General features: G+C 39.8%; 10 protein-coding genes. All 10 read right to left on the bottom strand.

All coding sequences use genetic code 11. From position 1 onward, the window contains the following. Nucleotides 1-12: 12 nt before the first annotated feature. Complete coding sequence (locus PHT93_RS05560) at nucleotides 13-2,301, bottom strand: TonB-dependent receptor (protein ID WP_300240487.1); 2,289 nt, start codon at nucleotides 2,299-2,301, stop codon at nucleotides 13-15. 105 nt (nucleotides 2,302-2,406) lie between these two features. Continuing rightward, nucleotides 2,407-3,057 carry a hemolysin III family protein gene (locus PHT93_RS05555; protein ID WP_300240484.1) on the bottom strand — a complete coding sequence of 217 codons (651 nt, stop codon included), beginning with the start codon at nucleotides 3,055-3,057 and terminating at the stop codon, nucleotides 2,407-2,409. Between the two features lie 50 nt (nucleotides 3,058-3,107). Beyond that, a complete protein-coding gene (locus PHT93_RS05550) occupies nucleotides 3,108-3,689 on the bottom strand; it encodes a LuxR C-terminal-related transcriptional regulator (RefSeq protein ID WP_300240482.1) in 582 nt (193 codons plus the stop codon). 13 nt (nucleotides 3,690-3,702) lie between these two features. Continuing rightward, nucleotides 3,703-4,395 (bottom strand): helix-turn-helix transcriptional regulator, encoded by a 693-nt coding sequence (locus tag PHT93_RS05545; protein ID WP_300240480.1) that lies wholly within the window; start codon nucleotides 4,393-4,395, stop codon nucleotides 3,703-3,705. A gap of 22 nt (nucleotides 4,396-4,417) precedes the next feature. After that, a complete protein-coding gene (locus PHT93_RS05540) occupies nucleotides 4,418-5,344 on the bottom strand; it encodes a TIM barrel protein (protein ID WP_300240478.1) in 927 nt (308 codons plus the stop codon). Between the two features lie 8 nt (nucleotides 5,345-5,352). After that, the gene (locus PHT93_RS05535) at nucleotides 5,353-6,747 is read right to left on the bottom strand and encodes a Gfo/Idh/MocA family oxidoreductase (RefSeq protein WP_300240475.1); all 1,395 of its coding nucleotides are present in this window, start codon (nucleotides 6,745-6,747) and stop codon (nucleotides 5,353-5,355) included. A 30-nt stretch (nucleotides 6,748-6,777) separates the two neighbouring features. Further along, nucleotides 6,778-8,355 (bottom strand): SUMF1/EgtB/PvdO family nonheme iron enzyme, encoded by a 1,578-nt coding sequence (locus PHT93_RS05530; protein WP_300240474.1) that lies wholly within the window; start codon nucleotides 8,353-8,355, stop codon nucleotides 6,778-6,780. A 202-nt stretch (nucleotides 8,356-8,557) separates the two neighbouring features. Beyond that, nucleotides 8,558-11,653 carry a glycoside hydrolase family 2 TIM barrel-domain containing protein gene (locus PHT93_RS05525; protein ID WP_300240472.1) on the bottom strand — a complete coding sequence of 1,032 codons (3,096 nt, stop codon included), beginning with the start codon at nucleotides 11,651-11,653 and terminating at the stop codon, nucleotides 8,558-8,560. 27 nt (nucleotides 11,654-11,680) lie between these two features. Next, entirely contained in the window at nucleotides 11,681-12,847 is a 1,167-nt protein-coding gene (locus PHT93_RS05520; RefSeq protein WP_300240470.1) for a Gfo/Idh/MocA family oxidoreductase, read from the bottom strand. Between the two features lie 337 nt (nucleotides 12,848-13,184). After that, nucleotides 13,185-15,083, bottom strand: a complete 1,899-nt coding sequence (locus PHT93_RS05515; RefSeq protein WP_300240468.1) for a RagB/SusD family nutrient uptake outer membrane protein — start codon at nucleotides 15,081-15,083, stop codon at nucleotides 13,185-13,187. Between the last annotated feature and the right edge of the window lie 8 nt (nucleotides 15,084-15,091).

Here is a 15,091-nt window from a genome sequence, read left to right as displayed (position 1 = left end):
AGCAATTATGTTTTAAAACACCCAAGTTATTTCGGCTCCAAACTGAACCGGCTTACCTTGTTGCAAGAATGAGTTATTCCGCGAACTAAAATAAAATACGGAATAATCTTTATCAGTCAGGTTACGTCCCCATAGATCAACTCGTATATTCCCTTTACGGAAACCGAATTTCATATTCAATGTGCCGTAAAGGGATTGAGATATATCATTCTGTTCCGTCCAGTAAATTTTACCTGCTCCGCCATATTGTGCTGAGGCAAAGAGTTGATCGATCCAGCCGGAGGTAAACAATTTATTATAATTCAACCCAAGGCTAAATGTATGGCGCGGGGTGTAAGGGACATAATGTCCTTTAAAATCGTTCTGCCCATCATTATAGTTGCGGAAAGTGGCATGAGTATAACCATAATTTACATCCGCATTCAGTCCCGGTAGTAAATTGGCTTGCACGGATAATTCCGCGCCATAGCTTTTGGCTTTTCCGGCATTAGTAAGGATTCGTCCGTGACCACTTGCTACGAACTGCGTCAACTGTATATCTTTAATATCCATATAAAAAAGCGTTAGTTCAGCCTTCAGCACATTCTCAATCAGTTCACTTCTGATCCCGGCCTCATAATTCCAACTCTGTTCCGGTTTATAAGAAGCAATGCTATCGATTGGCATAGGCTCAACAGCCATAGAAGGCATATACTTATTCATCATATCGTATTGCATCTGTCCTTGCATATAGTCTGCCGACATTTGAAAATTATATCCTCCTGTTTTATATCCCTTAGCAACGGAAAGGTATGTAAAAGTTCGATCCGTACAGGCATATTTCAGACTGATACGAGGTAATAATTGCCAGAAATCCTGCGAAAGATGCTCATTTACGACTGAAGGGTCTAATGGAATTTCCACAGGAGGCATATTGGGAGCACGTAACATTCCCAATCGCATCAAAGCCTCAGAGTTATAGCGCATTTCCTGTTTTTCATAATCCAATCGCAATCCCGCAGTAAGCGAAAGTCCTTCGGTAAACAAGTTATTATATGTTGACTGATGGAACAACGCAGCTCCATAATAGGGGGTCTTAAATGTACCGGGTATTTCCAACTGTTCGTCCAACACGACAAAATCAGGCATTGTAGGGTATATTTCAGATAAACGATCAAAAGTAGATTGGAGAATGTATTTAATACCATCTTCTTTGAACGCAACTGGAGCTTCGGTACGCAGATTTTGATAGAAGCCATAAGCACCGAAAGACCATTGATAATTATTTGCCGTTGTACTTCTAACGGCTAATTCTTCACTGATCGCGTGTTGTTTTTGTTTCTGATTGAGAGTAAACATGGTAGAATCGGTAAAATCCTGATCTAACCACATATTATCTTTGAAATATTGATATCCGGTTGTGCTTGTCAACGTATAGTCTTGTCCCTTATAAGCCAACTGGAGATTATTCGCCAGCATCGTCCGGGTGTAGGTATTCCGGTCGTTATAGTTTACAGGCTGCAATGACCCGTCCTGCGGATTGTATAGTCGGTATGGAAAAGCTCCCTGATCTGTGTAATCTATATTTACCCCGTAATTAAGCGTAAGATTAGGGGTTATTAGCCATTCAAACTTTACCCTTCCTCCGGCAGATTCTTCCTTATCCGCTTTCTTTCCATTATATTCATTTGTAAAGAAACCATCATTGCGGTCGTAATACCCTCCGACGGAAAGTCCCATATTCTCGGCTAATTTTGCATAATGAGATGCACGGACTTTAAACAAGCCATAATTACCACTACTTAGACTTAGCTTGGTTCCTTGATACGATAATGGAGACAGGGTATAGACATTAATAATACCACTCATGGCATTTCGTCCGTATAAAGTTCCTTGCGGACCGCGCAGGACTTCAATCCGCTGGATATCCATCAATTCAAAATCAAACGTACTTTTGTCCTGATAAGGTATATCATCTACATAAAGCCCAACCGACTGTCCACTACTACGCGCGCCTATGCCACGTATATAGATGGCGGATGTATATTTGGAACCGTAATCCGGCATATACAAATTGGGTACATAGAAGCTAATATCTTTCAGTGATTCAATCTGTCGCGCAGCAATTCCTTGTGGAGTCAGGACAGAAGCTGCGGCCGGTATATATCGGAATTGATTTGTCTCTTTTGTAGAAGAGGTAACAACTACTTCACCAATCGTGTATGTTTTGACTGTATCATTCAACACCGGTTCGTTCGCGTAAAGAAAATCAACAGAAAGAAAAGTTGATACAAAAAGTAAATAGGGTAAACACCGTTTCATCTTATGGGTATGATTTTAGTTCATACCGCAAAATTATCCTGAAACAATCGGTGCTACAATCACTATATGTAGTGATTTTTACAAGTTAAAGGAAGAATCCGATTATCAAGCGACAACTAAATAAATAGCCAAGATATGGCACACACTTCCACCCAAAACGAAGAAATGAAAAACGGTGTGCATATAACGTAATTTCGCAAAGGAATAGAATAATGCTCCTACGATATAAGATACTCCGCCGGCAATCAGCCAATAGAAGGCCTCTATTTTACCCGTAGCTGTAAATGCAGCTAACAGCGGATTCAATGCGACAAGTATGGAGCAACCCATCACGATATAACAAATAGTCTCGAAATAATTGTGCTTTTCATATTTCCGAAAACTGAGAACTACTCCGATAATCGCTGCCAGCCAGACAAAGGCAAAGATACCCCATCCCCAATAACCTTCGTTTCGTAAAGTAACCAATGTAAAGGGAGTATAGGAGGCTGCTATATGAAGATAAATGGAGGCATGGTCGAATTTCTGCAACAATTGTTTTCTTTTTTCATTTACTGTTGCATGATAAGAGGTAGAAAGTACATAACAGGTTAACATACCAAACAGGTAAACCAAGACGCTACCTACCGCCCAACTATTTCCGGAAGCAGCTTTGAGCAAATAATATCCGGCAACCACTCCAAGTAGAATCCCGAATGCATGCGAAGACGCATTCCATAGTTCTTCATTTTTTGTATATTTCCGTTCTCTGGCCATGTAGTACTCTTTGGTATGACTGACATATAACAACGTGAAGAAAGAAAAAGTTACAGTTCTATTTCGTCAGCCGAGATAAGTCCGTTCATTATAGCATAATAAGTTAATCCTGAAACTGTTTTAATGCCTAATTTGGATGTTATGTTTTTACGATGACTCAACACCGTATTCAAACTAATATTTAGTTTGTCTGCAATTTCCTTGTTCGTAATACCTTTTACGATCAGCTGCAGCACATCTGTCTCGCGTATAGATAAGCCTTTATTTGTTTCAGCACCGTTACTTTCGTAACTGAATAATTGTTGCAAACGATCTATAATCAGTTCGAGAGAGTTTGTTGTGTTAAGGTAAAAGTTCGATGTAAGCACATTGGCAGCTTCCTTCATTTCACCGTCTGAAGTTAAAACAATCGTTTTATTTCTTCGAGGCAGAAAAAATTCGGAATAAAGCACAAAGGTTTCAGATGGAATAAAGAAATAATCAAATTGATCTGTCCCGTTTTCCTCCATTCTGTTAAATGAAGAAAAAACAGAGATTGAAACAGGAGGGAAATAATCCACAAGGATAGATTGAAGGCCGGCGCTTTGTAAAGTGTCAGTAAGTATAATCGCTATTTGCTTACTTTTGTGCATAAGATTGAGAAGATTATAAACTTAGCTTTTCCATTGCAGATACCATCGGAGCTAATATACGGAAGCGAATACGATCTTGTTGGCGTATATCTTTTTCCAGACTGCTGATTGCGAAGATCACCGCATAACATAGATTTTCATTGTATTCTCCCGAGATATGTTTGATCATCAAACTTTTCAGGTCGGTAAGCAAGGCTTCTAACGAATTGTCTATTTTATGTTCTGGTAAATTCAGGATAAAAGCTTCTTGTTTATCTGTCTGCAACTTTCCCAGCTTCTCACTCAGGCTCAGGCAATACGGAAACCATTCATTCGTATCTTTTTCTATCCTGTCGGTTAACTTGGCTTTAAATGAAGCAAAGAATTTACCAATTACCGCAAGTGAATTGTTTCCGGAAGCTGCACTAAGTGATATGAATGATCCCAGATGACGTTCGATATTAGGTAATTGGTGTCTCTGATAGTCCGAATTTGTTTTGGTTAGGTAATCAATAATCTGCGAAGTGTGGAATGTCTGCAGCCTCTTTTCCGGAAAATATTCTTCATTAAGGAAAGTATTGATCACCACAAGTAGAAAATCCAGATCTATTTGATGTTCACTACAGATATCTTTTACCGACTTATCCCCTAATCCAAGACGGATACCAAACCTGTTAATAACAGGAATGAGTGAGGTGTGTTCTTCCACAACCTCACTCAATTGCATATTTGAATATATCAACGGCATATTATGCTTCTTCCCATTGTTTGCGTAAAAGTTCTACTGCTGCAGGAACAACCACATTACGGTCACCCTGACAGCCGCATTCAAAACTTACGTATTTATCATATCCTAACATCTTCAGGCCTTTGAAACCGGTGATGTAGTTATCCGCTTCTCCATCTTCACTTGGCATACTTCTACGTTTCCGACTTGCAATATGAACATGCTGCAAGTATTCTCCGGCAGAAAGGAATGCTCCCATATCACAGGTTTCTTCCCAAGTCATATGCCAGAAGTCGCCCATACAACGAACTCCCGGATTGTTGATATCACGGCAAATTGATGCTGCATCAGCTACCTGACGCAAATAAAACGCTTCTTTACGGTTTAGCGGCTCAAAGATTACAGTCGTACCATGTTGTGCAGCAAAAGTACCCAGTTCGTCAAACCATTTACAAAGGAAATCACGCGTTTCCTGAGTATGCGGCATCGCCGGCGTTTGATGATTAAATGCAGGTACAATAATTACTCCCGTTGACTCGAGTTCTCCGGCAGCAGTAATGATTTCCTGCATAGTATCACGACATTGGTTACGCACTGCTTCATCTTCGGCAAGCATAAAGCCCTGGAAACCGGCACAAATAGCACTAACCTTTATATTACGTCCTTTTAAGGCATCTTTTATTTCACCTACACGATCAGCTAAACCTCTACCGCCCGGTTCAAAACCGACAATTCCTAATTTTTCGAAAAGATCGAACTTTTCATTTAAGTCTTTACCTGGTGCTATACCTTCCTGAAAAGAAAGCTTTAATTCAGCCTTACTTTTGGTCGTTTCAGCACTGCTTTGACTTGCCGGAGCAGAAGTACAGCCCGCCCATGAGGTGCCGACAGCTGTTGCTGCAGCACCTACAAGACCGGTTCTTAAAAAGTTTCTTCTATTGAGTGACATAATTATAATTATTTCTTGTCAATAGGTTTTCCCGGAACAGGAACAACGAAACCGCTCATATCCATCTTTCCAAGATTCAAATCTTTAGGTATATAATCAAGATTAGAAGCACTCATTGCATCCCATGTTACTTCAGCGCCAGAATAAGCTGATTCACGTCCCATGATTGCAGCCATATTAGAAATGGCAGTTTCAGAAGCTTGTTCTATTTCTTTCTTACCACGAATGCTGTTAATCCAGTTTACGTGTTCAAGTACATACGGATTTGTTTGTTTAAAGCTTGCTTTTTCTGCTTCCTTGTCAAACTTCCAGATTTCATTTCCAGCCAGGTCTTTGATCACTGTTTCACCATTAGCTGTTGACCAAGAACCTTTTGTTCCTTGAATAAATTCACTTACATTATTTACACAACCGTCAATCTGACGACACATACTGTGCAGGTGAATTCCATTTTCCATCGTAAAGTCAATGCTGAAATTATCATATTGGTCTCCGGTCAGACGACGTTGACGAGAACCAAAGCCAACAGCTTTTACAGGTTTAAGACCGCTAAACCATGTAAACACATCAATATTATGAACATGTTGTTCTACGATATGATCTCCTGACAGCCATTTCCAGTTTACCCAGTCCTTAATCATCCATTCACAATCGTTCCAGCCTTGTTGACGTTCGCGATACCAAAGCATATTCTGGTTCCAGTAAACCACACCGCCTGTAATCTCACCAATTGCACCTTCCATGATCTTTTTGTAAGACTCAACATAGTTACGTTGATGATGACGTTGTGTTCCTGTAACTACACGAAGACCTTTAGCCTGAGCTTGTTTAGCTGTTGCTACAATTGTTTTATATCCAACAGGATCTACACAGATAGGTTTTTCCAGGAATGAATGTTTGCCTTTTTCCGTTGCATACTGGAAATGAGTCGGGCGGAAACAAGGAGGAGTTGCAACGATAACTACATCTACACCACTTTCGATTACTTGTTTATAAGCATCCAGACCAACAAAACGCTTGTCAGCAGGAACATCAATATTCTTTTCTTTTTTCAATTTATCAGCTAATCCATCGACTCTTTCCTGGAAAGTATCTCCAAGCGCAACGATAGTTACTCCGTTTGCGGCATTTAAGAAGTCAAATGCAGCACCAGAACCACGACCGCCGCAACCAATAACACCAGCTTTCAATTCTTGTCCGTCTGTTGCTAAATCAGGCAATTCAGGAATATAATATGTTCCAGGTTCTTTAAGCGGTTTTGTAGCAGAAGCACTTTCCGCAGCTCCACCACCACAAGAAGTTAATACTGTTGCTGCTCCGCCTGTGCCAATTGCACCAAGAGCACCTGCCATTGCAGAACTTTTCAGGAATGATCTCCTACTGATACTGTTTTCTTTTTTCATGATAAAAAAATATTTAAAGTGTTTATATTATTAATTTGCATTGATTGATGCATCCGGTTCACAAACTACACGGAAGCCGATTCCGCGAATGTCTGAATACCACCAGATACTTTTAGGTTGTTGCGGGTCGGTCTTCAGCCAGATGTCATGTTTTGAATAATCACGGGCAGCACTTCTCACATCCGCAGCATCGGAAGTATAGTTACCTCCTCTTACAACCCATTCGTCACCACTCGTCACCAATGGATTTGTCACATTCTCATCTGTTTTCGAATAGGCTTCAGGATCATATTTGTCCGCACAATATTCCATCACGTTTCCTAACATATTCTTTAAGCCGAACGGATTAGCCTGCACGGCAGATGGTTCTTGTGTCTTATTCTTACTATTCTTATTATAAATGATATAATTACTGATCGGTTCGGTTTTAGCACTGAAAAGTTTGCGCCAGAAACCTTCATCCGAAAAGTCTTTTGGATTTCCTTCAAAAAAATACGGAGTTTCAACACCGCCACGAGCAGCATATTCCCATTCAGCTTCTGTAGGCAAACGGTATTTCTTTCCTGTTTTTTGTGAAAGCCACTGGCAAAATGTTTCCGCAGCATAATGCGTCATCGTAATTGCAGGGCGATCACCTCCACCCCATCCTTGGTCTGGGAATCCAAACGGAGGAGTTGGACCCGAAATCGCATCTACTTCAGGATTACTATTATTGGCATAAACTGTTTCGGGAGGAGTACGCCCCTCACTCATTGTTTGTCCGTAGAATGCCCAATACTGATCCCACGTAGCTTCAACTTCAGCCATAAAGAAAGGAGTAAGAGTTACATTACGAACGGGAGCTTCATCTGCTTTATGGAATGCTTCTTTTGAAGAACTACCCATTTTAAAAGATCCACCCGGAACAGCAACCATTTTGAAAGAAATCATCGTGCCCGGAATCTGTTCAACATAATCACTAAAGGAAGTTACCGCAGTTGATTCTTTAAAGAAGAGACTGGTATCTACAGTAGCTGATGACATTGTCGGAATTCCTTCTAATTGTCCGTGTGTATAATCCGGATTATAATGTCCTGCGTCAAGGTGGCAACTAATACATTGCAGGTCTAATTTTTTTTCATTTTCTTCATAATAAAGATGGGCTGTAATACCGTCATTGTTAATTCCTTCGGGAAATAAATTCTGATGGCATTCCTTACAGGATTCATTAGGGATAAACTTAATGGCATGTTCCAATTGAGATTTAGTTTCCCAATCGAAGTCAGCACTGTCTTTCGTTAAATATCCCCAAAGATCCTTAGCTCCTAATTTAGCCTTGGCTGTATAGTGCGCCCAAGTATCATGTTTTGGAGGAAGGTGGCAATCTACACAATGAACCTTAACGCCACTGCTGTTATTGACATGTTTCCCTATTTTCCATGTTTCCTCTGCATGGGGATGCACATGACACATCATACAGGATTCGTCTGTCGAAAAATAAACTGAAGTTTGATAAATACCGATCATCGCAGCAACACCAAGCCCGACGCCTAATAGTAGAATGAAAGTTTTTCCGCGAAAAAAGCTTTTTTTCTTTTGAGAGTTTGAATAAGAATTTTTATTTGTCATTTGTTTTTATGGTAATCTGTTAACAGTAACACAACTAAACACATCAAAAAGCTGAATAAGGCCTAAAAATAATGTTTTTTTTATTGTTAGAAAAGTAGAACCGCCTCTATTAAACAATTTTCAATAATAAATAAAGAAGAGAGAGGCAACATAACATCACCAATCTCTTCTTCCTATATTTATCTATAATTCATATTTCTTATTACAATACAGCTTTTACCGGCCGTATGATCAATGTAAATTCATAATCCTTATACGGGATTCTGTATTGCTCCAGAGGTAATGCCCCCCATGAATTAACACATCCTAATCCCATCTGAATTTTATCAATGCATACATTCGTATAATCAGCTTGTTCTACTAAAGCGGAATGTCTCTGATCCTTTTTCACGCCATCGTCTAATGATTCGATCGAATAATTGAGTGCTGAAGCAGAAAAAGGAGCTTCTGAAACGAACAAAAGACCATTACCACTCTTATTCGTTTGTGCCCACCATCTTACATCAGACTTAGTTCCTGTCTCTTGCGGGCGGATATACGAATAAAATTGTTCGCTTACAGTTTGTTTATACAGACCTATGTCTGTGCACAATTTTCTGTCGGAGTAATTTTCGATTGGGCCACGACCGTAATACTTAATCTGACTCATATCCTTCGGCATTTGCATTTGCAAACCAAAACGGAACAAATCCGAGACATCAGCTCCCTTCGTCGTAGTCATAGATTGAGTTACTTTAATTTCTCCCAGATTATTAATCTCATATTTCAGATTAAGTTTTGCAGACACTGCTTCCATATCATAGGATGCATTAATTATGGTCAGACCGCCTTCCGTTTTATTCGTCAACTCTTTTAGTTTCAAATCCGGATTTAACCAGGCTCTGTATTTCAACTGTAAGTTTGCCCCCATATCATTATCTGTCGGTGCTCTCCAGAAGTTCGGTGTTAAAGTGCCACCATCATTCAACATTTGCAAACCGTCCACATCGTAGCGACTGATATAGCCATCTGCTTTATTGAAGTCAATCTGGAAGTTCTCGCCTTTGACGATCAGATAATTCACATCATTACCCAACACTTCAGGCAGAACAACAGCCGTGTTACTGGCCGTTTTGTTAGCAAACTTCATATCACAAGGTTTATATTCACGTACCACAAGCTGTCCTTTAGCTACTACATGTCCTGCTTCTAAGATACTGCATCCTTTCTTTGTTTTATAGGCTACATTCAAAAGGATTTCGTTTTCAGGACAGATACCGTCAAGCGAATAATCCAATTTAACAGATGCTGTAGCTTGAGGTGCCACATTCAGATTCTGAACAATACCGCTTTGCACCACGATTCCGTCAGCAAGCAAATTCCATTCGGCATAATAACCGGAAAGATCCGTAAAGAAGTTTTCGTTATAGATGTTTATTGTTCCCTTAGACAAATCACCGGGAGTAGTCCAGATAGATTGATAAACATGACCTACTTCATACATATGCGGATTAGGAACTCTGTCCGGACTGATCAGCCCGTTATCTAAGAAATTATTATCCGAAGCATCATAGCGATTGAAGTCTCCGCCATACGCATAGAAATCAACTCCGTTTCTTTTCATACGTAAAGACTGATCTACAAAGTCCCAGATAAAACCACCTTGATAATGCGGATATTTACGAGTTAAGTCCCAATATTCCTTAAACCCTCCTTGAGAATTACCCATTGCATGCGCATATTCGCATTGAATCAAAGGCTTTGTTGGATTGTTCTGACAGTATTTTTCACTTCTTTCATAACCTAAATACATCGGACAATACACATCTGTAAACTCATTACCATGTGCTTGTTCATATTGTACAGCTCTGGAAGGATCTTCCGCCTTTATCCACGTATAACAAGCTTCAAAATTAGGACCAAATCCGGCTTCGTTACCAAGAGACCAGAATATGATTGAAGGATGATTAAATCCACGCTGCACATTGCGTTGGTTTCTTTCCATATGTGCTTTGGCATAATTCGGATTCTTTGCCAATGTTTCTTCACCATATCCCATTCCATGAGATTCGACATTAGCCTCAGCTACAACATAAAGTCCGTACTCGTCGCATAGATCATACCAAAGATTGTTATCCGGATAGTGGCAGGTACGAACCGCATTGACATTAAATTCTTTCATAACGCGAATGTCCTGAATCATACGTTCACGAGTTAGCACATAGCCTGTTTCCGGATCCATTTCATGGCGATTTACTCCTTTAAATAAAACGGCCTGTCCGTTTACAAGAATCTGCCCGCCCTTCAATTCGATCTTTCTGAATCCGACTTTTACCGGAATTGATTCTATAAGTTTATCTCCATTTTTCACATTTGCAACAAGCGTGTACAGATTAGGAGTTTCCGCTGTCCACTTCAAAGGATTGGAAACACTCATCTGAGCATTTTTCTTTCCGCTTCCTTTTAAAGAAGCAGAGGCAACAACCTCTCCCTTCCTGTCGAGCAGATTCAGTTCAGTCGTCACATTGCCTACAATATCTAATGCAATATTTAATGTACCGTCTTTATATTGCGAATCAAGATCAGGGGTAATCCGAATATCCTGCAAACGCTGAGCATTACGGGTATAGAGATAGCAATCACGCCCTACTCCCGAATAGCGGAAAAAGTCCTGATCTTCCAGGTATGTACCATCGCACCAGCGGAAAGATTGGAAAGCAATGAGATTCTTTCCGGCTTTAAGATATTTGGTAATATCAAATTCGGCCTCCAATTTACTATCTTCACTGTAGCCGACAAATTGTCCGTTAACCCATAAATACATATTGGATGTAACCGAACCAAAATGAGCGATCACTGTTTTGCCTTTCCAATTAGTTGGCAAAATTATTTCTTTACGATATGAGCCCACATGATTATTCTCAACAGGAAACTCCGGCGGGTTGTTCTTAAATTGATTTCGCCAGGGATAGCCAACATTGACATAAATTGGATCACCATATCCGTTTAGTTCCCAAAGACCGGGAACCTGCATGCAGTCCCATCCTTTATCATTCAAATCAACACGGTAAAAATCTGTAGGCCGGCTATCTGCGTTCCGAACCCAGTTAAACTTCCATGTGCCGTTTAACGTCATAAAATTAGACGATTCTTCTTTTACTCCATTCAGCGCAGCTGTTTCCGTTTCATAGGCGAAATAATTCGTGTGCATTGGAGCACGATTTATTTCGTTCACTTTCGGATCCTGCCACTCGTTCTTTTGCGCAAACAAAGAAGTTGCAGCAAAAAATAAGGCACATGCAATCAGGTTACGTTTCATATATACTGTTTTTGAAAATTAGTTCATTTAATCAATCCATTTCTGCCATTTCTGAGAGTCATTATGCCCTGCTTCAACCATTGTTTCAATGAATTGCATTCCTCTAACACCATCATAAACAGTCGGGAAGTCCAATTCTTCTTCGGTTGCCTTACGTCCTTCGGCAATAGCTCTTACCGTTGCCGAAAAATTACGGTAAATATTTGCAAACGACTCAATAAATCCTTCCGGATGTCCACCCGGAGTCCGGGCATTGTATTTGGCGATCGGAGCCATATATCCTCCGTTACCTACGCGATAAATCTCTTTTGGTTTGTCAATCCATTTCGCATAAACAGAATTCGGTTCCTCCTGTCTCCATTCCAAGCCTCCTTTTTCTCCATATACACGAATACGAATATTATTTTCTTCACCCGCGCAAATTTGCGAAGAAACAAGTACTCCCTTAGCTCCTCCATCATATTTAAGGAACGCTGTTCCATCATCGTCAATCGGACGATTAGGGACAAACGAAGTCAAGTCACCGCAAAGTTCGGTTACTTTTTGTCCTAACACATATTCGCTTAGATGCCATGCATGCGTTCCGATATCTCCAATACAACCGGCTTTACCAGAGCGTTTAGGATCAGTACGCCACCCGGCATTATTACCACTTAACAGTTCTATTCTTTCAGAAAGCCAACCCTGACAATATTCTACGTACACGCGACGTATTTTACCCAATTCACCTGCAGCAATACGCGCTTTCATATCCTTTACAGCTGGATACCCCGTATATACATGCGTCAAAGCAAGCACCAGACCGGTCTCTTCTACTTTTTTCTGTAATTCCTTTGCTTCCTCAAGCGAGAATGTAATCGGCTTATCAATTACCACATGAAAACCTCTTTCAAGAGCCATCATAGCCGGCTCAAAATGCCATTTATTAGGTGTAACGATCGTTACAAAATCCATTCTTTCACCTTCAGGAAGGGTCAACTCATGTTCAAACATTTCCTGATAAGTACTATAAATACGATCCTCCGGAAGATAATATGATAGGCCGGAACTACGTGAAATTTCAGGATTCACACTAAAGCATCCGCACACCAGTTCAATCTGGTTGTCCATAAAAGCGCCACAACGGTGTATAGCACCGATAAACGCATCGGAACCACCTCCGACCATACCCATTCTTAATTTTCTGTTTTTCATGATATATCAATAAGTTTAAATGTAACAAAGCTGCTTATAAAGTAAAATAAACAGAGGATTGCACAAATATAAAAAATTCCAAGAACTATTCATATTCTCGGCAAGCGGAAAACACCTGTTTTACGTAAAACTACCCATTTTATGTAGCATGAGTTTTCATATTTATCCTTTATTAAGTTTTAATCAAAAAGAAACTTAAAACATTCATTCAATATCTAATTAATAAAATCCTCTCATCGGTATTTTACCTGTCTATTATAAAAAATCAAACAGACTCTAACTCAATGAGAGGATTTTTTTAACTATTCGTTATGTTTATATAATGAGGCTACCTATATTATTTATCTATACTCATGCCCGGATTTTGAACTAAATTCGGATTACGCCTGATTTCATCCTGACTTATAGGGGCAAAATACATTTTATCCATCCACTTTCTCTTTTCAAGACTGGAAAGATCATTTACATAATAGTAATAATCATATTTTTCTTCATCATGAATATAAGGTTTGTAAGACGTTTTCCCCGGCTTTAATATACCTTCAACAACAATGCCTGTCAAAGGCTTATTTCCACATTCATCAGCTATCATCCAACGGCGAACATCAAAATAACGATGCTGTTCATACGCAAACTCCACACGACGTTGTTGACGAATAAAATCACGCAAGTCTGCCTGATTAAATTGTTTTCCGCGAGCAGCCAATGCAGTTTTAGTATCTGTCAAATCAATACGATCACGCAAAACATCCATCCATTTAGCAGCTTCATCCAATTCGTTTAATTCAACACATGCTTCTGCCGCAATCAAATACATTTCAGCTAAACGCATGTAAACATGAGGTACTGTCTGTCTGAAGTATTGCGCATCTATGGAGGTATCGATTAGTTTCTTTTCATAATAACCCGTCCACGAGCCATTCCAATCCTCAATAGGCCCCTGTCGGGTATCAACTCCCCACATTGAAGTTCTTGTTACACCATCACGATATTCTATTTCAGTATCACCATTAGTGACCTCATATTTGCCAGCTTGTAAACGACCAAGTGGAGTCGGATCTAATGTTGCAGCATCAGAAGGGCGAGGACGCCCCCAGGTATTACCATCTGTCGCAACTGTTGCATAAAAGCGCGGCTCACGACCATTATAAGGATTACCTTTTTGGAATTCTCCGGGTTTCGTCATACCTTCAGGCATTGTTCCATCTTCAAATTCAAAGGCCATAACCAAATCTTGAGTCGGAGTAGTACCAGCCCAGTTGTGATAACCATTAGGACCATGCCATAACCCCATGTTATTGGCGTTACCAATAGAGGTATGATAGTTACGCACAAACATTTGTTCACTGTTCTGAACATCGGTCATAATCGCTTTAAACTTTTCCGCTCTTTCAGTATTAATTCCACCCCTACAATCAATCAAGCTGAAAGGACCTTCGTTAATAACCTTTATTGCCGCGTCTTTAGCTGCACGATAAGTTGCCGCACGATCTCCGTCAAATTGATTCACGTTTAAAGTGTTAACTGTACGATCTGCATATAATGGGCTAGCCACATGCAATAAAATACGTGCTTTTAATCCGATAGCTACATATTTCGTTACACGTCCCCATTCTGAAGAGCCAACTGTTTCCGGCAGATATTTTTCCGCTTCTTCCAAGTCTTTTACTATGAAATCAAGACATTCACGCATCGTATTACGCGGTTTTTTCATTTCTTCAACCTGATCTAAAGAGAAATTTTCAGTCACAATAGGTACACCTCCGAAACCACGAACCAATTCATGATACATATGAGCACGCATATAAAATGCTTCGCCTTTCATTCGATCCAGATCATATCCTATTTTAGGAGGAACTTTGTCAATATTATTGAGAATTATATTTGCGAAACGGATTCCATTATATCGTTTCTTCCATTTAAACGGATTATTATCATCATCGTACCAACGAAGATTTCCCTCTGAAATAGAGGTTGCTTCAACGATATCTTTCTGACCATAATTATGTGTAAAATATGCGTCATCAGTCAAGCCATCCAATGAGTGTTCTTTAGCTCCGGGATGTATATTATTATACAAGTCATTTACAAAAGCCTGTGTCAAAGCAGCATCTGTGAACACCATTTCCTCCGTATAGGATGTAGATGGTACAACATCCATAAAATCCGAACAAGAATTGAACGCTACAGCTGAACTCAATACGATTGCTGCTATTATTTGTTTTCTATTTTTCATAATCACTT

The sequence above is a fragment of the Massilibacteroides sp. genome (genome assembly GCF_028705895.1).
Lineage (GTDB): Bacteria > Bacteroidota > Bacteroidia > Bacteroidales > Tannerellaceae > Massilibacteroides.
Note: the sequence above shows the minus strand (reverse complement) of the source record. Positions and strands in the feature narration are given on the sequence as shown.

Excerpts from the sequence above, each read along its gene's own strand:
- PHT93_RS05545 (WP_300240480.1), bottom strand. The coding sequence starts at position 4,395 with ATGCAATTGAGTGAGGTTGTGGAAGAACACACCTCACTCATTCCTGTT.
- PHT93_RS05530 (WP_300240474.1), bottom strand. The coding sequence starts at position 8,355 with ATGACAAATAAAAATTCTTATTCAAACTCTCAAAAGAAAAAAAGCTTT.
- PHT93_RS05535 (WP_300240475.1), bottom strand. The coding sequence starts at position 6,747 with ATGAAAAAAGAAAACAGTATCAGTAGGAGATCATTCCTGAAAAGTTCT.
- PHT93_RS05560 (WP_300240487.1), bottom strand. The coding sequence starts at position 2,301 with ATGAAACGGTGTTTACCCTATTTACTTTTTGTATCAACTTTTCTTTCT.
- PHT93_RS05515 (WP_300240468.1), bottom strand. The coding sequence starts at position 15,083 with ATGAAAAATAGAAAACAAATAATAGCAGCAATCGTATTGAGTTCAGCT.
- PHT93_RS05525 (WP_300240472.1), bottom strand. The coding sequence starts at position 11,653 with ATGAAACGTAACCTGATTGCATGTGCCTTATTTTTTGCTGCAACTTCT.
- PHT93_RS05555 (WP_300240484.1), bottom strand. The coding sequence starts at position 3,057 with ATGGCCAGAGAACGGAAATATACAAAAAATGAAGAACTATGGAATGCG.
- PHT93_RS05550 (WP_300240482.1), bottom strand. The coding sequence starts at position 3,689 with ATGCACAAAAGTAAGCAAATAGCGATTATACTTACTGACACTTTACAA.
- PHT93_RS05520 (WP_300240470.1), bottom strand. The coding sequence starts at position 12,847 with ATGAAAAACAGAAAATTAAGAATGGGTATGGTCGGAGGTGGTTCCGAT.
- PHT93_RS05540 (WP_300240478.1), bottom strand. The coding sequence starts at position 5,344 with ATGTCACTCAATAGAAGAAACTTTTTAAGAACCGGTCTTGTAGGTGCT.